Annotated in this window: 20 protein-coding genes and 1 other RNA gene; 4 read left to right on the top strand and 17 right to left on the bottom strand. The window is 67.9% G+C overall.

Going from position 1 to position 21,580, the window contains the following annotated elements:
- Nucleotides 1-16: 16 nt before the first annotated feature.
- The 14 genes from ACFOOQ_RS19890 to ACFOOQ_RS19955 are packed head-to-tail and all read right to left on the bottom strand — an operon-like array spanning nt 17 to nt 15,804.
- The gene (locus ACFOOQ_RS19890; RefSeq protein ID WP_379729430.1) at nt 17-958 is read right to left on the bottom strand and encodes a cell division protein FtsQ/DivIB; all 942 of its coding nucleotides are present in this window, start codon (nt 956-958) and stop codon (nt 17-19) included.
- Nucleotides 946-1,863, bottom strand: a complete 918-nt coding sequence (locus ACFOOQ_RS19895) for a D-alanine--D-alanine ligase (RefSeq protein WP_379729431.1) — start codon at nt 1,861-1,863, stop codon at nt 946-948. The genes ACFOOQ_RS19890 and ACFOOQ_RS19895 overlap by 13 nt, the downstream gene beginning before the upstream one ends.
- A complete protein-coding gene (gene murB / locus ACFOOQ_RS19900) occupies nt 1,856-2,812 on the bottom strand; it encodes a UDP-N-acetylmuramate dehydrogenase (protein ID WP_379729432.1) in 957 nt (318 codons plus the stop codon). The genes ACFOOQ_RS19895 and murB overlap by 8 nt, the downstream gene beginning before the upstream one ends.
- Nucleotides 2,809-4,242: a UDP-N-acetylmuramate--L-alanine ligase gene (gene murC / locus ACFOOQ_RS19905; protein ID WP_379729433.1), complete on the bottom strand. Its 1,434-nt coding sequence runs from the start codon at nt 4,240-4,242 to the stop codon at nt 2,809-2,811. The genes murB and murC overlap by 4 nt, the downstream gene beginning before the upstream one ends.
- Nucleotides 4,239-5,438, bottom strand: coding sequence for an undecaprenyldiphospho-muramoylpentapeptide beta-N-acetylglucosaminyltransferase (gene murG / locus ACFOOQ_RS19910; protein WP_379729434.1), 1,200 nt, complete (start codon nt 5,436-5,438; stop codon nt 4,239-4,241). Before murG ends, murC begins: the two co-directional genes overlap by 4 nt.
- The gene (locus ACFOOQ_RS19915) at nt 5,435-6,559 is read right to left on the bottom strand and encodes an FtsW/RodA/SpoVE family cell cycle protein (protein WP_379729435.1); all 1,125 of its coding nucleotides are present in this window, start codon (nt 6,557-6,559) and stop codon (nt 5,435-5,437) included. The genes murG and ACFOOQ_RS19915 overlap by 4 nt, the downstream gene beginning before the upstream one ends.
- Nucleotides 6,556-7,944, bottom strand: coding sequence for a UDP-N-acetylmuramoyl-L-alanine--D-glutamate ligase (gene murD, locus ACFOOQ_RS19920; protein WP_379729437.1), 1,389 nt, complete (start codon nt 7,942-7,944; stop codon nt 6,556-6,558). Before murD ends, ACFOOQ_RS19915 begins: the two co-directional genes overlap by 4 nt.
- A gap of 7 nt (nt 7,945-7,951) precedes the next feature.
- Entirely contained in the window at nt 7,952-9,028 is a 1,077-nt protein-coding gene (gene mraY / locus ACFOOQ_RS19925; RefSeq protein ID WP_379729455.1) for a phospho-N-acetylmuramoyl-pentapeptide-transferase, read from the bottom strand.
- Nucleotides 9,029-9,057: 29 nt separating this feature from the next.
- Nucleotides 9,058-10,488, bottom strand: coding sequence for a UDP-N-acetylmuramoylalanyl-D-glutamyl-2,6-diaminopimelate--D-alanyl-D-alanine ligase (locus ACFOOQ_RS19930; protein ID WP_379729438.1), 1,431 nt, complete (start codon nt 10,486-10,488; stop codon nt 9,058-9,060).
- Nucleotides 10,488-11,978 carry a UDP-N-acetylmuramoyl-L-alanyl-D-glutamate--2,6-diaminopimelate ligase gene (locus tag ACFOOQ_RS19935; protein WP_379729439.1) on the bottom strand — a complete coding sequence of 497 codons (1,491 nt, stop codon included), beginning with the start codon at nt 11,976-11,978 and terminating at the stop codon, nt 10,488-10,490. The genes ACFOOQ_RS19930 and ACFOOQ_RS19935 overlap by 1 nt, the downstream gene beginning before the upstream one ends.
- Nucleotides 11,965-13,764 carry a peptidoglycan D,D-transpeptidase FtsI family protein gene (locus tag ACFOOQ_RS19940; protein ID WP_379729440.1) on the bottom strand — a complete coding sequence of 600 codons (1,800 nt, stop codon included), beginning with the start codon at nt 13,762-13,764 and terminating at the stop codon, nt 11,965-11,967. Before ACFOOQ_RS19940 ends, ACFOOQ_RS19935 begins: the two co-directional genes overlap by 14 nt.
- Nucleotides 13,764-14,342, bottom strand: coding sequence for a cell division protein FtsL (ftsL, locus tag ACFOOQ_RS19945; protein WP_379729441.1), 579 nt, complete (start codon nt 14,340-14,342; stop codon nt 13,764-13,766). The genes ACFOOQ_RS19940 and ftsL overlap by 1 nt, the downstream gene beginning before the upstream one ends.
- Nucleotides 14,339-15,352 carry a 16S rRNA (cytosine(1402)-N(4))-methyltransferase RsmH gene (rsmH, locus tag ACFOOQ_RS19950; RefSeq protein WP_379729442.1) on the bottom strand — a complete coding sequence of 338 codons (1,014 nt, stop codon included), beginning with the start codon at nt 15,350-15,352 and terminating at the stop codon, nt 14,339-14,341. The genes ftsL and rsmH overlap by 4 nt, the downstream gene beginning before the upstream one ends.
- Nucleotides 15,349-15,804, bottom strand: coding sequence for a division/cell wall cluster transcriptional repressor MraZ (locus tag ACFOOQ_RS19955; protein ID WP_379729443.1), 456 nt, complete (start codon nt 15,802-15,804; stop codon nt 15,349-15,351). Before ACFOOQ_RS19955 ends, rsmH begins: the two co-directional genes overlap by 4 nt.
- A gap of 333 nt (nt 15,805-16,137) precedes the next feature.
- Between ACFOOQ_RS19955 and ACFOOQ_RS19960 the strand changes: the two genes are divergently transcribed.
- Nucleotides 16,138-16,728, top strand: a complete 591-nt coding sequence (locus ACFOOQ_RS19960; RefSeq protein ID WP_379729444.1) for a hypothetical protein — start codon at nt 16,138-16,140, stop codon at nt 16,726-16,728.
- Nucleotides 16,729-16,738: 10 nt separating this feature from the next.
- On the opposite strand, the gene rnpB is transcribed toward ACFOOQ_RS19960, so the two are convergent.
- From rnpB to ACFOOQ_RS19975, 3 genes are all read right to left on the bottom strand, one after another.
- An RNA gene (gene rnpB, locus ACFOOQ_RS19965) (RNase P RNA component class A) lies at nt 16,739-17,129 on the bottom strand.
- 81 nt (nt 17,130-17,210) lie between these two features.
- Nucleotides 17,211-17,984 (bottom strand): peptidoglycan recognition protein family protein, encoded by a 774-nt coding sequence (locus ACFOOQ_RS19970; RefSeq protein WP_379729445.1) that lies wholly within the window; start codon nt 17,982-17,984, stop codon nt 17,211-17,213.
- Complete coding sequence (locus tag ACFOOQ_RS19975) at nt 17,984-18,904, bottom strand: DMT family transporter (protein WP_379729446.1); 921 nt, start codon at nt 18,902-18,904, stop codon at nt 17,984-17,986. The genes ACFOOQ_RS19970 and ACFOOQ_RS19975 overlap by 1 nt, the downstream gene beginning before the upstream one ends.
- Before the next feature lie 182 nt (nt 18,905-19,086).
- On the opposite strand from ACFOOQ_RS19975, the gene ACFOOQ_RS19980 reads away from it, so the two are divergent.
- From ACFOOQ_RS19980 to ACFOOQ_RS19990, 3 genes are all read left to right on the top strand, one after another.
- Entirely contained in the window at nt 19,087-19,683 is a 597-nt protein-coding gene (locus ACFOOQ_RS19980; RefSeq protein WP_379729447.1) for a winged helix DNA-binding protein, read from the top strand.
- 141 nt (nt 19,684-19,824) lie between these two features.
- Entirely contained in the window at nt 19,825-20,796 is a 972-nt protein-coding gene (locus ACFOOQ_RS19985) for a TRAP transporter substrate-binding protein (protein ID WP_379729448.1), read from the top strand.
- 78 nt (nt 20,797-20,874) lie between these two features.
- Nucleotides 20,875-21,381 (top strand): TRAP transporter small permease, encoded by a 507-nt coding sequence (locus tag ACFOOQ_RS19990; protein WP_379729449.1) that lies wholly within the window; start codon nt 20,875-20,877, stop codon nt 21,379-21,381.
- Nucleotides 21,382-21,580 lie beyond the last annotated feature (199 nt).

Here is a 21,580-nt window from a genome sequence, read left to right on the forward strand (position 1 = left end):
CTGCCGGTATGCCGCGTCATATCCGCTTCCCCGGCGTTTTCCTGCCGGCCGGACCCGGCGCCTGCGCCGCCGCCGCGGCGGCCTCGGCTTCCGGTGTCAGCCGTACGATCAGTCGGTCGTCGAGCCGCAGGTCGACCATGGCGATGTCGCGACGCAGCAGACCGTTATTCTTTTCCAGCGCGGCAAGGCGCGCCCAGGCCGCTTCCGGATTCTCTTCCGGCAAGCGGGCGACAACGCCGTTGTCGAACTGGATGTCCCAGCGGCGCTGGCGCAGGCGAACCGCGGCGACCACATGGCTCGCCAGCACCGGATCGGCATGCAGCATGGCGACCAGGTCATGGGCCTTGTCCGACGCGCCGGCGCCGACCAGCAGCAGCAGGTTGGCGAAATCCGTGCGGTCGCCCTCCTGCAGCACCCGGCCATCCTCGTCGACCAGGTAGACGCGGCCGTCGATCTGCCAGCGCGCAAACGGCTGCCGCTCGACGATCTCGATATGCAGGGTATCGGGCAGCTGGCGCCACACGGTGGCCTGCTTGACCCAGCCGATAGCTTCCAGCCGGTGCCGCACGGCATCGAGGTCGAGCGACAGGATCGGGTCGCCGCGCTTGACGTCGACGGCGGCGGCCAGCATGTCGAGCGGCGCATTGACCCGGCCGCGCAGGTTCACCTCGCCGACCTTGAGGTCGGCGCTGGCCCCCGCCTCGCCCATCACATGCTGCAAGGCGACGCGCGCCTCGGCCGGTAAGTCCGTGCGGAACCAGGCATAGGCGCCGCCGATGGCAATGCCGGCCAGCAAGCCGACCGCGAAGCCCCAGCGGATGCGGCGCCACAGCACCGAGCGCGGCTTGCGGCGCGCCGGCGGCAGCGGCCGGCAATAGCCCTTGGGCCGGGCCGGCGGCAGGGTCGGCGCGCAGGGCGCGCAGGGCCGGTCGTCGGCGAGGACCACTAGCGACCGCATGAGGCATCCTCCACCATCCAGCGCACCAGCTGGCCGAACGAGATGCCGGTATGGGCGGCGATCTCGGGCACCAGCGACAGCGGCGTCATGCCCGGCTGGGTGTTGATCTCGAGCAGGTAGAAGCGGCCGGGCTCGCCGGCGGTATCGTCATAGCGCCAGTCGGACCGGGTGGCGCCGCGGCAGCCCAGCACCTGATGCGCCTTCAGCGCCTGCACGCAGATCTCGTCATAGACATCCTTGTGGATCGGCGCCGGCATCAGGTGGGTCGCCTTGCCGTCGGTATACTTGGCCTCGTAGTCGTAGAAGCGGCCATGGGCCTTGATCTCGATGGCACCGAGCACGCGGTCGCCCATCACGGCCACCTGGATTTCGCGGCCGGGGATATAGCGCTCGACCAGCACATGCTCGCCGAAATGCCAGTCGGCATCGTCCTGCGGCTGGTAATTGTCGTTCTCGAAGACGATATGCACACCGACCGAGCTGCCCTCGTTGAGCGGCTTGATCACGTAAGGGCATTGCATCACCGGGCCGGCCGAAAACGCCGAGCGGTGCACCACCTTGCCCTCGGCCAGCGGCAGGCCCTGCGCGCGCCAGATATCCTTGGCCATCGGCTTGTTCATCGCCACGGCAGACGCCATCACGCCGGAATGGGTATAGGGAATCCCCATCATCTCGAGCAGGCCCTGCATGCAGCCGTCCTCGCCGAAGGGGCCATGCAGCGCATTGAAGGCGACATCGGGCTTCACTTTCGCCAGCTGCAGGGCGACATCGCGGTCGACATCGATCTCGGTGACGGCAAAGCCTTCTTCACGCAGCGCCTTGGCGCAGGCGCGCCCCGAGGTCAGCGAGACCTCGCGCTCCGACGACCAGCCGCCCATCAGGACCGCCACATGCTGCTTACCCATGGCGGGCCTCGCTTTTCTGCATACCGATACGGCGGATTTCCCAGCGCAAGCTTATGCCGCTGTTTGCCTTCACGCGTTCGCGCACCGTCTCGCCGAGCGTCTCGAGATCGGCCGCCGTGGCAGCGCCGCGATTGATCAGGAAGTTGCAATGCTGTTCGGAGACCTGGGCATCGCCGACGACGAGGCCGCGGCAGCCGGCCGCGTCGATCAGCTGCCAGGCCTTGTGGCCGCCTGACTCTTCTATTGGCGGATTGGCAAACGTGCTGCCGCCGGTGCGCGAGCGGATCGGCTGGCTGCCCTCGCGGGCGGCCTGGATCTCGTCCATGCGGGCCTGGATCGCGGCCGGATCGCCGGCCTCGCCCTTCAGACGGCAGGCAATGAAAATCCAGTCTTCCGGCACGCCGCAATGGCGGTAGCCGAACTGCATCTCGGCCGGCGTCAGGCGATGCAGGTTGCCCTCTGCATCGACCGCTTCAGCCCAGACCAGCACGTCACGGAATTCGCGACCATAGGCGCCGGCATTCATGCGCAGGCCGCCGCCGATGGTGCCCGGGATGCCACGCAGGAATTCCAGTCCGGCGATGCCGGCCCGCTGCGCGGTCATTGCCACATTGACGTCGGGCGCGCCGGCGCCGGCGATGATGTCGGTGCCATCGGCCTCGACCTCGACGAAGCCGCGGCCGAGCCGGATCACCACGCCGGCGATGCCGCCGTCGCGCACCAGCGTGTTGGAGCCGACACCGAGCACGGTGACCGGCACGTCGGCCGGGCGATCCTTCAGGAAGGCAACGAGGTCGTCGCGGTCGGCCGGACGGAACATCACCTCCGCCGGACCGCCGACGCGGAACCAGGTAACATCGGCCAGCGGCGCCTGCGCGGTCAGCCGCCCGCGCACCGGCGGCAGCCGGGCGATCAGGTCGTCATGCCGCATCTGCGCCGCCGCCATCATGCCGCCCCCTTGGGTGCCATGGCCTGCAGCTCGCCGGGCAATGCATTGGCCCAGGCGGTGATATTGCCGGCGCCGAGGCAGACCACGAGGTCGCCGGGCGCGGCTTCCTGCGCGACGATGCCGGCGAGCTGGTCCGGCGCCGGCAGGGCGATGACCCGGCGATGGCCGCGCATGCGCAGGCCCTCGACCAGCGCATCGCGGCTGACGCCCTCGATGGGATTTTCACCGGCGGCATAGACATCGGCGACGATCACCGTGTCGGCGTCGTTGAAGCAGGAACAGAAATCCTCGAACAGGTCGCGCAGGCGGGTGTAACGATGCGGCTGCACCACGGCGATCACCCGGGAATTCTCGCGGCCCGACAGCGCCAGCCGGGCAGCGCTGAGCACAGCACTGATCTCGACCGGGTGATGGCCGTAATCGTCGACCACGGTAATCCCGCGCGCCTCGCCGGTGATTGTGAAGCGGCGCTTGACGCCCTTGAAGCCGCCGAGCGCCCGGCGCACCACATCGGCGTCGAAGCCCATCTCGCTGGCGATCGCCGCCACCACGAGGGAGTTTTGTACGTTATGACGGCCGAACATCGGCAACTGCACGCCGTCGATGCTGGCCACCACGCCGCGCACGCGGTCGGCGATCTGGATGTCGTACAGGGCACCGCGGTTGTCGAAGCGCAGGTTGACCGCACGAACATCGGCCTGCGGCGAGAAGCCGTAGGTGACGATGCGGCGGTCGGTGATGCGGCCGATCATCGCCTGCACTTCCGGATGATCGATGCACAGCGCGGCGAAACCGTAGAAGGGGATGCTCTCGACGAACTGCTTGAAGCCGTCGCGCACCTTGTCGAAGGTGCCGTAATGGTCGAGATGCTCGGGGTCGATGTTGGTGACCACGGCAATCGTCGCCGGCAGCTTGAGGAAGGTGCCGTCGCTCTCGTCGGCCTCGACCACCATCCATTCGCCGGCACCGAGCCGGGCGTTGGTGCCATAGGCGTTGATGATACCGCCGTTGATCACCGTCGGGTCCATGCCGGCGGCTTCCAACAGCGCGGCGACCAGCGAGGTCGTCGTCGTCTTGCCATGGGTGCCGGCGATGGCGATCGCCCATTTCAGGCGCATCAGTTCGCCCAGCATCTCGGCGCGGCGCACCACCGGGATCATGCGGGCACGGGCCGCCTTCACTTCCGGGTTGTCGGCCTTCACGGCTGTGGAGACCACCAGCACCTCGGCAGCGGCGACATTTTCCTCGCGATGGCCCTCAAAGACAGTGATGCCGAGATCGCGCAGCCGCTTGACGTTGTAGTTCGCCGAAAGGTCCGAGCCCTGCACCTGGTAGCCGAGATTGTGCATCACCTCGGCGATGCCCGACATGCCGATGCCGCCGATGCCGACGAAGTGGATGATTCCGATATCGAGCGGCAACGCCCTCATGCCGCATTCCTTTTCACTACGGTGTCCTTGCTGGTGGAAGTCTTCGCGGCCACGGCGGCCGGCGCCGGCTGGCGCGCCTCGGTAACCAAACGCTCGACCAGATCGGCCAGCGCCTGGGTGGCGAGCGGCCGGCCGACGCTGCGCGCGGCGGCAGCCATGCGCGACAGCTGTTCCGGATCGCCGAGCAGGTCGGCGAAAGCCGCCGCCACGCGCTCGACGGTGAATTTGTCCTGGGCGATCACCACGGCGCCGCCGGCATGGGCCAGGGCCTGGGCGTTGGCGGTCTGATGATCATCGGTGGCATGGGCATAGGGCACCAGCAGGGCCGGCCGGCCGATCACCGCGATCTCGGCGGTGCTGCCCGCACCCGAGCGGCTGACCACCAGATGCGTCGCGGCGAGCCGCTTGTCGACATCGGCGAAGAAGCCGGCGATCTCGGCCTCGATGCCGGCGGCGGCATAGGCGGCACGCACCCGCTCAAGATCCTCGGGACGGCATTGCTGCTGCACCCGCAGGCGGCGGCGCAGGTCGGGCGACAGGGCGGCGAGCGCGGCCGGCACCACATCGGAAAGCACGCGGGCGCCCTGGCTGCCGCCGATGACGAGAATGCGGATCGCCGTGCCCGGCTCGGTATAGGGCACGTCGGCCGCAGTCAGGATCGCCGGGCGCACCGGATTGCCGGTCACCGTCGCCGGGATCGCGTCGGGCAGGAAGCGCGTCGCCGGAAACGACGTGGCGATGCGGCTGGCGCGGCTGGCGATCAGGCGGTTGACGCGGCCAAGCACGGCATTCTGTTCGTGAATCAGGATCGGCAGCCGGCGCAGCCGCGCGGCGAGCAGCAGCGGCAAGGCGGGATAGCCACCGAAGCCGACCACGGCGGCCGGCTTGGTCAGCGCCAGCAGGGCCAGCGCAGCGACCACGCCGCGCGCGATGTCGACCACCGCCAGCAGCTTGCCGGTGAGCGCGCGGCCGGTCGGCGTGCCGGCGGGAATGCGGTAGAGCGGCAGGTCGGACAGGTTCTGGCCGAAGCCCTTGCCGCGCGTATCGGTGACGAGGCCGACGCGATGGCCGCGACGCAGCAGCTCGGCCGCCAGCGCCTCGGCCGGAAACACATGCCCGCCGGTGCCGCCGGCGGCCAGCAGGACCGGCTGGTCGATCAGCCGCGGCGTGGTGGTGATGGTGAGCGGCGCGCTCATCGCAGCACCCCGTTCTCGGGCCGCCAGCGGGTCAGCGCCAGCAGCATGCCCATCGACAGCGCCAGCGCCAGCAGCGACGACCCGCCGTAGGAGATGAACGGCAGGGTCATGCCCTTGGTCGGCAGCAGGTGCAGGTTGACGCCGAGGTTGATCAGCGCCTGCAGGCCGAACTGGGTGGTCAGCCCGGCGGCGGCCAGCAGCACGAACAGGTTGTTCTCGGTCATCAGCCGCGAATAGCAGCGCAGCACGATGAAGGCGAAGATGCCGACGATGGCGAGGCAGACCAGCAGGCCGAATTCCTCGCCGGCGACGGCGAAGATGAAGTCGGTATGGGCATCGGGCAGCACGCTCTTGACCGAGCCCTCGCCCGGACCGCGGCCCCACAGGCCGCCGGCGGCGAAGGCGTCCATGGCGCGCTCGATCTGGTAATTCTCCTTGTTGGCCGGATCGAGGAAACCGTCGATGCGGGCGGCGACATGCGGGAAGATCAGGTAGGCGCCGAAAATGCCGGCCAGCCCCATGGCGCCGAGGCCGAGCGCCAGCACGATCGGCAGGCCGGCAATGAAGAACTGCGCCAGCCACACCGCGACGACGACGATCGACATGCCGACATCGGGCTGCAGCAGCAGCAGCAGCACGACGAAGGCGCAGAGCCCGGTCGAGATCGCCCAGCCGGGAAAGCCGGTGCCCTTGCGCCATTCGGCGAACAGCCAGGCCGCCACCACGGCAAAGGCCGGCTTGACGAATTCCGACGGCTGCAGCGACAGGCCGGCGATATAGAGCCAGCGATGGGCGCCCTTGACCTCGGCCCCCATGAAGAAGGTGAGCACCACGCCGAGCAGGGCGCCGGCAAAGGTGATCACGGCGAGCCGGCGGATGCTGACTGGATCAAGCAGTGACACCGCGATCATGATGAGCACGGCCGGCACCAGGAAGGCGATCTGGCGCTCGACGAAATGGAAGCTCGGCAGGCCGATGCGCACCGCCACCGCCGGCGAAGCGGCCAAAGTCAGCACGGTGCCGACGGCGATCAGCACGCCGATGGCGATCAGCAGCCAGCGGTCGACGGTCCACCACCAGCGGCCGAGGGTCGACGTGTCGGTGCGCGAGAAGGTGATCATGCGGCGGCCCCTTCCGGCGTATGGCTGCTGCGGGCGGCAACGAGGCGCAGGAATTCGTCACCGCGATGCTCGAAACTTTTGAACTGGTCGAAGGACGCACAGGCCGGCGACAGCAGCACCACGGCATCATTGGCACCGTCGCGCTGCGCAGCCGAGAGCGCGTCGTCGAGCGCCGCAGCAAGCGTGCCGCAGATCGCATGCGGCACCGCATCGCCGAGCGTGACGGCGAAATCCGCCGCCGCCTGGCCGATCAGGCTGGCATGGCGGATGCGCGGGAAGAACGGCTGCAGCGAGGCTATGCCGCCCGCCTTGGGCACGCCACCGGCGATCCAGTAGATGGCCGGATAGGATGCCAGCGCACGGGCGGTCGATTCCGCGTTGGTCGCCTTGGAATCGTTGATGCAGGGAATGCCGTCGACAATACCCGCCCGCTGCAGGCGATGTTTCAGGCCGGGGAAGCCGGCAACGCCGTCGCGGATGGTTGCGGGGGCAAGCCCGGCGGCACGGCCGGCCGCATAGGCGGCGGCGATATTCTGGCCGTTGTGCGCACCGGGCAGCGCCTGGAAATCCAGCGCGAAGACCCGCTTGCCGTTCTCGTAGAGGACGCCGTCGACCGCGCTGACGCCCTGCTCCAGCACGCGCTCGATGGACACCGGCACGATGCGGCGGCCGCTCTTTTCCATCTCCAGGGCCGTGAAGATCGCCCGGCAAGGGTCGTCGTCGACACCGATGATCGCGGTGTCGCCCGCGCCCTGGCCGGCGAAGATGCGCGCCTTGATCGCGGCATAATTCGCCATGCTGCCGTGGCGGTCGAGATGGTCCGGCGTGATGTTGAGCAGGATGGCGATGCGGGCATGCCAGCCCGGTGTCAGGTCGATCTGGTAGGACGACATCTCGAGCACGTAAGCGCCCTCGCCCGGCGCCAGCCGCGGCAGGTCGAGCACCGGCAGGCCGATGTTGCCGCCAAGCGCCGCCTTGCGACCGGCGGCCTGCAGCAGATGCGCCAGTAAGGCCGTGGTGGTCGATTTTCCGTTGGTGCCGGTGATGCCATAGACATCAGGCTTCAGTTCACGCAGCAGCAGCTCGATATCGCCGATCACCGGGATGCCGACGCGCCGTGCCGCGGCCGCCACGTCATGCGGCGCCGGATGGGTCAGCGGCACGCCCGGCGCCAGCACCAGCCCGGCACAGCCGGCCAGTGCGGCATCGTTGAGCGGCAGGGTCTGGAAACCGGCGGCCTCGGCGGCCACGCGCGAGGCGGCAGTGTCATCGCCGAGCCGCACCTGTGCCCCGCCGGCCACCAGCGCACGGGCCGTGGCCAGCCCGCTGCGCGCGAGGCCGAATACTGCCCAGGTCTGTCCGCCGGTATGGGTGAGCGCGATCATGCGGTCCTCAGCGCAGCTTCAGGGTGGAGAGGCCGGCCAGCGCCAGGATCACCGCGATGATCCAGAAGCGGATGACGATGGTCGGTTCCTTCCAGCCCTTCTTTTCGAAATGGTGATGCAGCGGCGCCATGCGGAAGACCCGCTTGCCGGTCAGCTTGAAGCTGGCGACCTGCACCATCACCGACACGGTCTCCAGCACGAACAGGCCGCCGATGATGGCGAGCACCAGTTCGTGCTTGACGATCACGCTGATGGTCCCGAGCGCGCCGCCGAGCGCCAGCGAACCGGTATCGCCCATGAACACCGTGGCCGGCGGTGCGTTGAACCACAGGAAGCCGAGGCCGGCGCCAACCAGCGCACCGCACAGCACCGCCAACTCGCCGGCGCCGGCGACGTTGTTGATCTGCAGGTAATTGGCGAACACCGTGTTGCCGACCAGGTAGCAGATCAGGCCAAAGCTGGCGGCGGCGATCATCACCGGCACGATGGCGAGGCCGTCGAGGCCGTCGGTCAGGTTGACCGCGTTGGAGGCACCGATCATCACGAAGATGGCGAACGGGATCATGAACCAGCCGAGGTTGATCAGCAGGTCCTTGAGGAACGGTACGGCCAGGCTGGTGTTCAGCGGCGCGGCGGCGATGTTGTGGATCCACACGGCTGCAATGCCGGCGATGGCGAACTGCAGCACCAGCTTCAGCTTGCCGGGCACGCCCTTGGGGTTCTGCTTGGTGACCTTCAGGTAGTCGTCGTAGAAGCCGACCAGGCCGAAGCCGAAGGTGACCAGCAGCACCACCCAGACATAGCGGTTGGTCAGGTCGGCCCACAGCAGCGTGCCGGTGCCCAGCCCGAGCAGGATCAGGAAACCGCCCATCGTCGGCGTGCCGCGCTTGCTGACCAGATGGCTTTCCGGGCCGTCATCGCGGATCGGCTGGCCCTTGCCCTGACGGGCGCGCAGCCAGTTGATCAGCGGCTCGCCGATCCAGAACGACAGCACCATGGCGGTCAGGATCGCGCCGCCGGTCCGGAAGGTCAGGTAGCGGAACAGGTTGAAGACCGTGAAATCGTCGGCCAGCGGATAAAGCAGAAGATGCAGCATGAAACCGGCGTTCCTTCCTACCAGCCGTTGGCGGCGCGCGGCTGCGGCGCCGGGGTCAGCAAATCTTCGACGATGCGGTCCATGCGGCTGCCGTGCGAGCCCTTGACCAGCAGCACGTCGCCGCTGCGGATCGCGCGGCGCAAAGGCTGCAGCAGTTCGGTCGAATTGACGGCGTGATGGCCGCGCATCTGCGGCGGCAGCGCGTCATACAGCGCCCGCATCAGCGGGCCGGCGGCGAACACCAGGTCGATCTTCTCGCGCACCAGTCCCGCCGCCAGCGCGGCATGGGCCTCTTCGGCGCGGCCGCCGAGTTCCAGCATGTCGCCCAGTACGGCGATGCGCCGGCCGCGCGCGGCACTCGGCCTAGCCATGGCGAGCACGGCGAAGGCCGCCAGCATGCTGGGCGGGCTGGCGTTATAGCTGTCGTCGATCAGGTCGACGCTGCCGCCGTCGCGCCACGGCAGGCTGTGCTGCTCGCCGCGGCCCTTCGGTGCGGTGACATCGGCCAGCGCCATGCCGGCCTCGGCGAGGTCGGCGCCGGCGATATGGGCCGTCGCCAGCACGCCGAGTGCGTTCAGCACCCAGTGGCGGCCCGGCGCGCCGATCTTGAAGGTCAGCGGCTGGCCGAGGATTTCCGCGGCGACGCAGGAGCAGGAGGAATGCGAGGCGAATTTCACCAGCCGGGCCTGCGCCTCGGGATGTTCGCCGAAGCCGATCACCTCGGCGGCACCGGCGGCACGGGCGGCAGCCGCCAGCCGCTCGAAATGCGGATTGTCGCGATTGAGAATGGCGACGCCGTCAACCTGCAGGCCGGCGAAGATTTCCGCCTTGGCATCGGCGATCTCTTCCACCGAGCCGAAATTCTCCAGATGCACGGCCTCAACGGCGGTGACCATGGCGATATGCGGCCGCGCCAGCCGGCTCAGCGGCGCGATCTCGTTGGCATGGTTCATGCCCATCTCGATCAGCGCGAAGCGGCTGTCGACCGGCATGCGGGCCAGGGTCAACGGCACGCCCCAGTGGTTGTTGAGGTTGCCGACGGTGGCATGGGTGGCGCCCTGCCGGCTCAGCACATGACGCAGCATTTCCTTGGTCGAGGTCTTGCCGACGCTGCCGGTGATGCCGATCACCTTGGCGCCGCAACGCTGGCGCGCGGCACCGGCGAGATCGTTCAGCGCCTGGAAGGTGTCTTTCACCTTCAGCAGGTTGGCGCCCGGCGGCAGGGTCTCCGGCATGCGGTCGACCAGCGCCGCGGCCGCGCCTTTCGCCAACGCATCGGCGACGAAGACATGGCCATCGAAATTCGGGCCGCGCAACGCGACGAACAGATCACCGAAGCCGGTGCTGCGGCTGTCGATCGAGACACCGCCGGCGGTCCAGAAGCCATCGGTGCTGCCCTGCGTCGCCTGGGCGGCTTCGGCGGAGGTCCAGAGCGCGAAAGCTTCCATTAATATTTACCTCCGTATGGTGCGATGCCCGGATCAGAAGCCGCGTCAGCCGCAGATACGGCTTCGCGCGCCACCGCGACATCGTCGAAGGGACGGGTTTCACTGCCGATGATCTGGCCCTGCTCATGGCCCTTGCCGGCGACCAGCAGCAGGTCGCCCGCCTGCAATTCGGCAACCGCCGCAATGATCGCCGCACGGCGGTCGCCGATCTCGATGCCGCCCGGGCAGGCCGCCATGATGGCGGCGCGGATTGCGGCCGCATCCTCGCTGCGCGGATTGTCGTCGGTGACATAGACGCGGTCGGCAAGCCGGGCCGTCACCTCGCCCATCAGCGGCCGCTTGCCGCGGTCGCGGTCGCCGCCGCAGCCGAACACCACCAGCAGGCGCCGGGTGGCATGCGGCCGCGCCGCCTTGAGTACCGTCTCCAGTGCATCGGGCGTATGGGCGTAATCGACGAAGACGGTGGCGCCATTGCGCCGCGCCGCCGCTTTCTGCATGCGACCGGGCACGCCCTCGAGCCGGCCGAGCACTTCCCAGGCTGCCGCCGCATGGCCGCCGCAGCCGACCACGAGGCCGAGCGCCGCCAGCACGTTGCCGGCCTGGAAGCCGCCGATCAGCGGCAGCCGGGCGGCGCGGCGCACGCCGAACACTTCGGCTTCGATGTCGAGGCCGCCGGCATGCGGCACCGCGGCGAGCAGGCGCAGTTCGGTGCCGAGCTGGCCATAGCGGATCAGGCGCTGGCCGCGTTTGGTACAGAGCGCCTCGACCTGGGCGCCGACCGCGCTGTCCATGTTGATGACGGCGGCGCCGCCGGCCGGCAGCAGGCTGTCGAACAGGCGCAGCTTGGCGGCAAGATAGGCTTCGACCGTCGGATGGTAATCCATATGGTCGCGGGTCAGATTGGTGAAGGCCGCCGCCCTGATGGCGACGCCATCGAGACGGTGCTGGTCGAGGCCGTGGCTGGACGCCTCGAGCGCCAGATGCTCGATCCCTGCCCGCTTGGCGCATGCCAGCAGTTCATGCAGGCGCACCGGGTCCGGCGTGGTGTGCGCGACGCTGTCGTCAAGGCCGGTGCCATGCAGGCCGAGCGTGCCGAGGCTGGCGCTCTTCACATCGAGGAGCGCCCAGATCTGCGCGGTGAAATTCGCCACCGAGGTCTTGCCGTTGGTGCCGGTGACGGCGGCGATGGTCGCCGGCTGGGCGCCGAAGAAGGCGGCCGCCATCAGGGCGAGGCGGCGGCGCGGATTGGCATCGGTGATGAAGGCGATCTGTCCGGCCAGCGCCGGATCGACATGGTCGCTGAGCACCGCAACGGCGCCCTTGGCGCGGGCGTCGGGGATGAAGCGGTGGCCGTCGGCATGGCTGCCCTGCAGGGCGGCGAACAGGAAACCCGGGCGCACGGCACGGCTGTCGGCAGTCAGGCCGGCGACATCCAGCCCGGCGGCGCCGGGATCGAGCGGCAGGTCGCGGCAGAGCTCACTGAGACGCAAGTTTCTTCTCCTGCGTCTTGCCGGGCAGATCGATGCCCGGGAGCGGCACATACATCGCCTGCTTGATCGCCGGCGAATTCTCGTCGACCGGCTCGACGCCCAGCAGCGGCGCGATGCGGCTGATGATATGACCGGCAGTCGGCGCCGAGGTCCAGCCAGCCGCGGCGTAACCGTAGGTGCTCTTGTTGCCCTTCGGCTCGTCGAGCATCACCTGCACGATGTAGCGCGGGTTGTTCATCGGGAAGCCGGCAACGAAGGTGTTGAACAGCGCCTTGTGGTTATAGCCGCCGCGCGCCGAGACCTTTTCCGAGGTGCCGGTCTTGCCGCCGACCAGGTAGCCGTTCACTTCGGCCTTCTTGCCGGTGCCGTCTTCCACCACCAGCACCATCAGCTTGCGCAGTGCGTCGCTGACCCAGCGGCTGACCACCTGGCGGCCCGGCGCCGGCATGCCGGGCGGGCGCTTGATCAGGGTCGGCGGATGCAGCACGCCGCCGTTGATGATCGCCGCCGTCGCGGTGCAGAGCTGCAGCGGCGTCACCGACAGGCCATGGCCGAAGGCAATGGTCATGGTCTCGGTGGTCTTCCAGTTGCGCGGCACCAGCGGCGCGCCGACTTCCGGCAGCTCGATGGCCGGCTTGGTCAGCATGCCGAGCCGCGCCATGAATTCACGCTGGCGGTCGGGGCCGACATCGACCGCCATCTTGGCCGAACCGATATTCGACGAATACATGTAGATTTCCGGCACGCTGAGCCAGCGCGCCTTGGGGTGGTCGTCGTGGATGGTGAAGCGGCCGATATGGATCGGGAAGCGTGCGTCGTAGCTGCTCGACATCTTGGCGACGCCGTAATCCAGCGCCATCGCCGTATTCAGCGTCTTCATGGTCGAGCCCATCTCGTAAACGCCGAGCGTGATGCGGTTGAAACGCGCATCGGCGCTGGCCGCGCCGGGATCGGCCGGGTCGAAATCGGGCAGACTGACCAGCGAGATCACCTCGCCGGTATAGATGTCCATGACGATGGCGCCGGCACCGATCGCCTGGAAGGTCTCGACCGCGCGCGCCAGTTCGTCGCGCACGATATGCTGCACGCGAATGTCGAGGCTGAGCTGCAGCGGATCGCCGGTGCGGGCCGGATCGCGCAGTTGCTCGTCGAACGACTTCTCGATGCCGGCGATGCCGTTGCCGTCGATGTCGGTGAAGCCGAGCACATGGACGGCAAGCGAGCCCTGCGGATAGACGCGGCGCTGCTCGTCATGGAAATACAGGCCCGGGATGCCGAGCCGGTTCACTTCATACTGTTCGCGCGGGGTCAGGCCGCGCTTCAGCCAGATGAAGCTGCGGCCGGACGCCAGCTTGGTCTGCAGTTCGCCGGCCGACAGGTCGGGCAGCACCTGGGCGATGCGCAAAGCCGCCTCGGCCGGATTGAGGATCTTGCGCGGATCGGCGTAGAGCGAGGCGATCTTCAGGTTGGCCGCCAGGATCACGCCGTTGCGGTCGACGATCGGCTGGCGGTCCATCAGCACGGTGCGCGCGGTAAGGTCCGGATTGACCCGCGCCACGACCGGCTCGCCGGCGCCGTGGAAAGCGGTCAGTTCGACCAGCCGGCCGGCCAGCAGGCAGAAGGCCAGCGAGAACAGGCCGATGCCGATGACCAGACGGCCGCGGCTGAGGTCGAGCGCCTGCTTGGCGGCGCCTTCGAGGCGCACCAGGCCGGGGCGGCCCGGAATATCGGCCGGCGTGCAGGGCATCTTCTGCTTCGGCGCGCGGTGGAACAGGCGCGACAGCATCACTGCGCCCTCCCCGTCTTGCCGGCGGGCTGGGTCAGCCCGCGCTGCATGGCGCCGAGCACCGCGGCAGCCTCGGCATCAAGATTGGGGGCATCGAGTTTGGGCGATGCGGCGGCGGCATCGGCGGGGCGCGCGGCAATGCGCACTGGCGTGGCCGACGGGGCAGCGGCCACCGGAGTATTGTCGGGCCGGGCCTCCGGCAGTGGCGCCGCGACCGGCACGGCAGCCATCGGCGCGGATGCCATCGGAACAGAAGCCGGCGCGAATTTCTCCGGCGCCGTCTTGTCGATACCGGTGCGATCCTGGCGCCACGGCAGGCTGTCGAGCGTGACGATGTCCTTGGCCGTGGCGGAGCGCATCTCGAGCAGGCGCTGCGCCTTGTCCTGCAGGTATTCCGGCCGGGTCAGATAGCTCCACTCGGCCTGCAGCACACCGATGGTCTCGCGCTCCTGCAGCAGGGCGCGGTTCAGCTCGATCAGTTCGTCCTCGCGGCGCTGCACGGCATAGGACAGCTGGTAAAGGCCAAAGGCGACCACGGCCAGCAGAAGCAGCGCGAAGATGGAGAGGCCGCGGCTCATGCAGCCTCCTGCATGTCGTCGTCGGGCCAGGCCGGTGCCGCGGTACGCACGGCGGCGCGCAGCTTGGCCGAACGGGCGCGCGGATTGATGGCCATCTCGGCGTCGCCGGCGGTGGCCGCGCCCTTGTGCAGCGGCCGGAACGACGGCGCGCGCGGCGCGGTCTCGGCCACCGGCATGTGGCGCGAGCCGCCGGTCAGCTTGCCGCTGCGGCGGTCGAGGAACCGCTTGATGACGCGGTCTTCCAGCGAATGGAACGACACCACCGCCAGCCGGCCCTCGGGGCGCAGCAGGCGTTCGGCGCCGACGAGGCCGCGGCGCAGCTCGCCGAGTTCGTCGTTCACCGCGATGCGCAGCGCCTGGAAGGTGCGGGTGGCGGGGTGGATGCCTGGCGTGCTGCGCACCACGCGGGCGACGATACTGGCCAGTTCGCCGGTGCGCGTGATCGGCTGTTCGGTGCGGGCGGCGACAATGGCGCGGGCGACGGCGCGCGAGCGGCGCTCCTCGCCGTAAAGATAGATGATGTCGGCGAGTTCCGCCTCGTCGCGGCTGTTCACCAGGTCGGCGGCGGTTTCGCCGGTATCGCCCATGCGCATGTCAAGCGGGCCGTCCTGCTGGAACGAAAAGCCGCGGGCCGCCTGGTCGAGCTGCATCGACGAGACACCGATGTCCAGCGCGACGCCATCGACCGCGTCGACGCCGATGCCGGCCAGCAGTTCGGCCATGTCGCCGAAGCGGCCCTGCAGCAGGCGGAAACGGTCCGGATGGGCGGCGCTGAGGCGATCGGCATGCACCTGCACGGTGGGGTCGCGGTCGATGCCGATGACCTGGCAGTCGGCGGCGGCCAGCAGCGCAGCGGAATAGCCGCCGGCGCCGAAGGTGCCGTCGACATAGACCTCGCCGGCGCGCGGATTCAGCGCCGACACCACTTCTGCACACATGACGGAGAGATGCGCCGCCTTCGCGGCATTTTCATGGCCGGGTGCGGGGCGGTTGCGATCCGCCGCGCTCACGATCCACTCCCGCCGCGCAGCCAGGCGGCGGCCTTGACCCGCGCCTCGGCGGCCCGGGCATCCCAGGCCCTGGGTTCCCAGATCTGGAAGGAATTGCGCCGGCCGACGAAGACCGCCTCGCCCGGCGAGGCGAGGCCGGCATGCTCGAGAAAATGGGCGCCGAGCTGGACACGGCCTTCCTGGTCGAGGCTGAGCTCGCTGAGAAAGGGCAGCAGGCCATCGATCAGCATTTCCCGTTCGGGGTGCAGGTCGGGCAGTTCGTCAATCCGGCGGTTGAGGCCGTCCAGATAGTCGCGGCCGCCGGCCACCAGGGCCGGCGCGGCAATATCGGGGCCGAGGATCAGGCCGCCCTCGGCGCTCTTGCGGGCCAGCAGGGCACGGTACGGCGCCGGGACGGAAACCCGGCCCTTGGCGTCGATCTTGTTCCGATAGGTTGAGAGGAAGAATTCCACCCCAGCCGCCCCTGTTCACTCGCTCCCAGACGACCCCCGGCGGGCGGTCTTGGACTGGGATGAGATGGGATAACATGGTGCTATATGGGCGTCAATGGATTTTAACCCTTCCTTCATGGCGATTCGGCCCAATGATCTCCGATACTTGCAGGCCGATTAGTCCTAATAAATTCCCTTAATGTTCTATATATGATCTATAATTCCCCGCTTGTGTCAAGCCCCCGGTCGCTCTAAACCGATGGCCATGGCAACCACCCCTTCGATCCATCCCGCCGCCTCTGCCGCGCCGGTACCCGCAAGATGCCCTCCCGCCAGGAAAAAACCGGCGAATCCATGACCCTGCGCTCCCTGGCTGCCTGTCTTGCCGCTCTGGCTCTGACCGCTGCGACCGTCTTCGGCCTGCCGGGGGCGGTCCGCCCAGCCCAGGCCGCCGGGATGAACGAATTCCTGCCGCGCGACGTCCCCGCCCTGAAGCGCTTCGCCATCGTCGCCACCACCGCCAACAACCAGTGCGTCACCGCCCAGCTGATCCGCAACGACCCGAAGCGCGTGGTGGCCGCGGCACTGCTATCACCCTGCGAGTTCAGCCTCGACAACCAGACCCAGGGCTTCTTCATCAGCCGGCCGCTGCAGGAAGCCGGCTACCAGATCTTCTTCGCCGCCAACCCGGCCTATTGCCTGGCCATGGAGCCGCGCAGCCGGCTGCTGGTGATTTCCGGCTGCGCGCTGGACAGCCAGATGCTGGAAGACCTGCCGCAGTTGTGGGACATCCGCGGCGGCGGCCTGTCGATCAAGGATTCCAAAGGCAAGAAATGGTGCCTCGACACCCAGCCGAAGCCGGGTTTCTCGATGCTGTTCGAGCCGCATTTCATCGAATGCCCGGAAGTCATCCCGGATGCCTTCATCCTGCGGGTGAACCGCTGAGCGGGAAAACGGTGCCAGACGGCCTGTAAGCCGGGTTCTGTCCACCCACTTGCGCAGGCTGGACGGCCATTCCTCTGGGACGTCCATTGCTGAACGCCTCGCGCGACCGACCCGGATGGCGGGCCGGAAACCGCCCCGCAGGCTTGCGCCTGCCGCCATCCCTATTTGGTCTTGCTCCCGGTGGGGTTTGCCGTGCCGCTTCCGTTACCGGTCGCGCGGTGCGCTCTTACCGCACCCTTTCACCCTTACCATGAGATCCTGAGATGTCATGGCGGTCTGCTCTCTGTGGCACTGTCCCTGGGGTCGCCCCCGCCGGGCGTTACCCGGCACCGTGTTTCCGTGGAGCCCGGACTTTCCTCGACCCGCCCTTGCAGGCAGGCCGCGGCCGTCCAGCCGTCTGGCACCGGCGCCACTGGTAGGCCCGCGGGCGGCGGGCGTCAAGGCCGCATGGCGGTGCCGCGCCGGCGATCAGGCCGGGGCGATCAGGCCGAGGCGTTGCGCTCGACGGCGGCGCGGCGCACCTGCATCTGGCCGGCCATATGGTGGATCAGGCTGGTGGTTTCGCCATCGCTGACGCCGTCGACCTGCGCCGGCCGCCAGTGCCGCTGGAAAGCACGCACGGCGGCTTCGGTCAGCGGATCGTAAATGCCGCTGCCTTCGATGGCATAGCCGATGCGGTCGAGCGCGAGCTGCAGTTCCAGCACGGCGCCGCTCTTCTCGCCGGGCGTCAGCGCCGGCGCATGGGGCGAGACCTTGAAATCCTGCCCCCACCAGCGGCCGAAGCCGGCCGCCGCCAGCCGGTGCCAGGGGAATAGTTCGCCCGGGTCTTCCTTGCGCTGCGGCGCGATGTCGGAATGGCCGACATAGGCACCGGGCATGATCTGGTGCCGCGTGGCGATATCGCCGAGCAGGGCCAGCAGCGCATCGATCTGTACGGTGGGGAATTCGCGATAGCCGAATTCATGGCCCGGGTTGACCAGCTCGATGCCGATCGAGCGCGCGTTGACGTCACGGATGCCGCGCCAGTAGGACACGCCGGCATGCCAGGCGCGCTTGTTCTCGTCGACCAGGCGGTAGACGGTGCCGTCCTCATCGATCACGTAATGGGCACTGACCTTGGTGACGGGGTCGCACAGCCGTTCCAGCGCCGCCGCCGCGGTCGGCATGCCGGTATAATGCAGCACCACCATGTCCACGGGCCGGCGGCAGTTGCGCTCGTCGAAATTGGGCGACGGACGGTCTACAATACGCATCATCAACTCACCGCCTTGCCGGGCACGGCTTTCAGTTCGGCTTCTTCGGGCAGCACACCATGGGTCTCTGCAATTTTCGCTTCGCGCAGGGCGACGATCAGCACGCCGACCAGCGTCACTGCTGCCCCCGCCACCACCCGCATGCTGAGATGTTCGTCCAGCAGGTAGATGCCGCCCAGCACGCCGAACACCGGCGCCAGCGTGAAGCCGGGATTGACGATGCTGACCGGATAACGGCGCAGCAGGAAATACGTGCCGCCATGACCGATCAGCGACACGCCGATGGCGGCGTAGGCGACGGTGGCCCAGTGCCACCATTGCGCCGAGGTGGCACTGGCCATCTGGCCCTCCTCGAAGGCCAGCGAGATCAGCAGCAGGCTCGGCGCACTGAGCACGCCGACCCAGGCCTGCATGCTGAAGGTATCCACGCCGCGGATGCGCCGCACCATGATCTGGCCGAATGACATCACCACCACGGCGACCAGGCAGAAATAAATCGCATGGCTGTAGCTCAGCACCTTCGGATCGAAACACATGATCATCGCGCCGACGAAGGACAGGGCAATGCCCAGGCCGCGTTTCCAGCGGATGCGCTCGCCCAGCATGAACACCGCCATCAGCGTGGCGATCGGCACGCCGAGCTGGGCCACCACCGCCACCACCGAGACATCGTCCGACAGCGCGATGCCGGTGATCATCAGGGCGAAATGCAGCGTGCCCATGCACAGCGCGGCCGGCAGCACATAGCGCATCTGGCCCTTCTGCCAGCGCAGCCACGGCAGCATCAGGGCGGCCACGCCGAGAAAGCGCAGGCCGGTGAAAAACACCGGCGGGAACTGCGTCACCGCGACCTTCGACAGGACGAAGTTATAGCCCCAGATGGCGCAGATCAGCAGCATGAGAAGAAGGTGTTGGGGCTTCATGGCCGGGGACCCTAGCAAAGCGGGTGCGTCGCAGGCTACGGTTCTTTTGCTGTCCGGCCATGCACCCCGCGCAAGGGGGGTATGCACCCCGGCCGGCCCATTATATATGCATGGCCTGCTGCATTCCTGAGCAGCGCAAACCGGCCATCAAGAGCAACAGGGACGACCGACGGGGACCGCCGATGACCAAGGATCGCCAGAACAGGAAAACCGCCCCGAAATCCCCAGCCCCGAAGCCGGCTGTCCGGGCGGCCGCGGCGGCAGCACCGCCGGTGGCGCGGCGTCCCATCGTCTCCTCGGCGCATCTGGCCGCCAACAGCATGGCCGAGCTCAGCGAGTTCGAATTCGCCCTGATGATGGCCAACAATGCCTTCAACCGCTGGGTCGTGCGCTGCATGAATGCCGCCGGGATCGGCGATCTCGCCGCGCTGGACGTGCTGGTGCTGCACAGCATCAACCACCGCGACCGCGCCAAGCGGCTGGCGGATATCTGCCTCGTGCTCAACATCGAGGACAGCCATACCGTGAACTATGCCGTGAAAAAGCTGGTGCGCACCGGTCTGGTACAGGGCGAGAAGCGCGGCAAGGAAATCTTCTACAGCACCAGCGCGGCCGGCCACGAGGCGTGCCTGAATTACCGCAAGGTGCGCGAGGAACTGCTGATCCACGGCGTGCGCATGCTCGGCCATCCGGACGGCGACCTGTCGCATATCGCCGATATCATGCGTGCGCTGTCAGGCATTTACGACCAGGCGGCCCGCGCGGCGGCATCCCTCTAGGGTCCGCCCGCGTCCCCCCTTTTGGCATTTCGATGAAATTTCGTTGACAATTTATCAACGTTTTGCAATCGTCGCCCCGCCGTCCACGACGGCTCAGGGGAAATCCAGCGGCCGCAGAGGCCACGATCCGGGGGTTCGACGATGCGTCTGAAATTGATTTTTGCTGCCGCGGCGATGACGCTGGCGGCAACCCAGCTGCAGGCCCAGACCAAGTGGGATCTGCCGGCCGGCTATCCGGCGACCAACTTCCATTCCAGGAACCTGCAGCTCTTCGCCGACGACGTGAAGAAGCTGTCCGGCGGCAAGCTCGACATCACCGTGCATCCCGGCGCCTCGCTGTTCAAGGTGCCCGAGATCAAACGCGCCGTGCAGACCGGTCAGGTGCAGGCCGGCGAGCTGCTGATGTCGAATGTCGAGAACGAGATCCCGGTGTTCGGCATCGACACCGTGCCCTTCCTCGCCACCTCCTATGACGACGCGATGAAGCTGTACAAGGCGTCGAAGCCGGTGATCGAGAAGAAGCTCGAGGCCCAGGGCATGACCCTGCTGTACACCGTGCCGTGGCCGCCGCAGGGCATCTATGCCAACAAGACGCTGAATGCCATCGGCGACATGAAGGGCCTGAAGTTCCGCTCGTACAACCCGACCACCGCGCGCATCGCCGAGCTGATCGGCGCCCAGCCGGTGACCATCCAGGCCGCCGAACTGGCCCAGGCGCTGGCCACCAACACGGTGAACAGCTTCATCACCTCGGCCTCCACCGGCCGCGACAGCAAAGTCTGGGAAAGCCTGAAGTATTTCTACGACGCGCAGATCTGGCTGCCGAAGGACATGGTGTTCGTCAGCACCGATGCCTTCAAGAAGCTGGATGCCGCCACCCAGAAGGCATTGCTCGACGCTTCGGCCGCGGCCGAAACCCGCGGCTGGGACATGTCCAAGGCCGAGGCCGAGGATGCCAAGGCAGCCCTGGTCAAGGGCGGCATGACCGTCGCCGCGCCGCCGCCGCAACTCGCCGCCGACTTCAAGAAGCTCGGCGAGACCCTCTCGGCCGAATGGCTCAAGAAGGCCGGTGCCGACGGCGAGGCCGCCGTCGCCGCCTACAAAAAGATGTGATGCCAGCGGGCGGGGGAAACCCCGCCCGTTTCGCATGTGCCTCTCTACCCATCCCTCTACCCTTCCGGAAAATCCGCCATGTCTCCGCTTGCCCCGCTGTACCGCGCCTGCGGCTGGCTGGCCGGCCTGTTCATGATCGCCCTGCTGGCCACCATCCTGGTCAGCATCGCCGGCCGGCAGTTCGGTTTCTACCTCAGTGGCCTCGATGCCTATTCCGGCTATTGCATGGCCGCCTCCTCCTTCCTGGCGCTGGCCTATGCCTTCGCCCATGGCGACCATATCCGCGTGACGCTCGTCATCAGCCGGCTCGGCTTGAAGGCCCGCCGCGGCGCCGAGCTGTTCAGCGTCGCCATGGCGATCCTCGCCTCGGGCGCCTTTGCCTTCTACAGCGTGAAGATGGCCTGGTGGTCGTACAAGTTCCACGACATCTCGTCGGCCAATGACGCCACCCCGCAGTGGATTCCGCAGCTCGGCATGGCCATTGGCACCGTCGTCTTCTGCATCGCCTTCATTGAGGAGCTGGTTCTGCTGCTGCGCGGCAAGCAGATCCGCGACGACACCGACGAAATCGCCCGGACTGAATAACCCTGGCCGAATGATGCCGGCTGAATAATCCATCCCTCCGCATATCCCGCCCGCGCTGACCGGACCCGCCCTATGGACCAGATACTGATCGCCGTCTTTCTCATCCTCGCGCTGTTTGCGCTGTTTGCGGCGGGGCTGTGGATCGGTCTCGGGCTGCTCAGCTGCGGCTGGATCGCCATGGCGCTGTTCACCACGCGCC

Origin of the sequence: Ferrovibrio xuzhouensis (genome assembly GCF_042648965.1) — a bacterium.
Lineage (GTDB): Bacteria > Pseudomonadota > Alphaproteobacteria > Ferrovibrionales > Ferrovibrionaceae > Ferrovibrio > Ferrovibrio xuzhouensis.

Bases quoted from the DNA above. Each gene is read 5' to 3' on its own strand.
- ACFOOQ_RS19940 (WP_379729440.1), bottom strand. From the start codon at position 13,764: ATGCTGTCGCGCCTGTTCCACCGCGCGCCGAAGCAGAAGATGCCCTGC.
- murG (WP_379729434.1), bottom strand. From the start codon at position 5,438: ATGAGCGCGCCGCTCACCATCACCACCACGCCGCGGCTGATCGACCAG.
- ACFOOQ_RS19990 (WP_379729449.1), top strand. From the start codon at position 20,875: ATGTCTCCGCTTGCCCCGCTGTACCGCGCCTGCGGCTGGCTGGCCGGC.
- ftsL (WP_379729441.1), bottom strand. From the start codon at position 14,342: ATGAGCCGCGGCCTCTCCATCTTCGCGCTGCTTCTGCTGGCCGTGGTC.
- ACFOOQ_RS19985 (WP_379729448.1), top strand. From the start codon at position 19,825: ATGCGTCTGAAATTGATTTTTGCTGCCGCGGCGATGACGCTGGCGGCA.
- ACFOOQ_RS19975 (WP_379729446.1), bottom strand. From the start codon at position 18,904: ATGAAGCCCCAACACCTTCTTCTCATGCTGCTGATCTGCGCCATCTGG.
- murC (WP_379729433.1), bottom strand. From the start codon at position 4,242: ATGAGGGCGTTGCCGCTCGATATCGGAATCATCCACTTCGTCGGCATC.
- ACFOOQ_RS19915 (WP_379729435.1), bottom strand. From the start codon at position 6,559: ATGATCACCTTCTCGCGCACCGACACGTCGACCCTCGGCCGCTGGTGG.
- ACFOOQ_RS19970 (WP_379729445.1), bottom strand. From the start codon at position 17,984: ATGATGCGTATTGTAGACCGTCCGTCGCCCAATTTCGACGAGCGCAAC.
- murD (WP_379729437.1), bottom strand. From the start codon at position 7,944: ATGATCGCGCTCACCCATACCGGCGGACAGACCTGGGCAGTATTCGGC.
- murB (WP_379729432.1), bottom strand. From the start codon at position 2,812: ATGATGGCGGCGGCGCAGATGCGGCATGACGACCTGATCGCCCGGCTG.
- ACFOOQ_RS19980 (WP_379729447.1), top strand. From the start codon at position 19,087: ATGACCAAGGATCGCCAGAACAGGAAAACCGCCCCGAAATCCCCAGCC.
- ACFOOQ_RS19895 (WP_379729431.1), bottom strand. From the start codon at position 1,863: ATGGGTAAGCAGCATGTGGCGGTCCTGATGGGCGGCTGGTCGTCGGAG.
- ACFOOQ_RS19890 (WP_379729430.1), bottom strand. From the start codon at position 958: ATGCGGTCGCTAGTGGTCCTCGCCGACGACCGGCCCTGCGCGCCCTGC.
- ACFOOQ_RS19930 (WP_379729438.1), bottom strand. From the start codon at position 10,488: ATGGAAGCTTTCGCGCTCTGGACCTCCGCCGAAGCCGCCCAGGCGACG.
- ACFOOQ_RS19960 (WP_379729444.1), top strand. From the start codon at position 16,138: ATGACCCTGCGCTCCCTGGCTGCCTGTCTTGCCGCTCTGGCTCTGACC.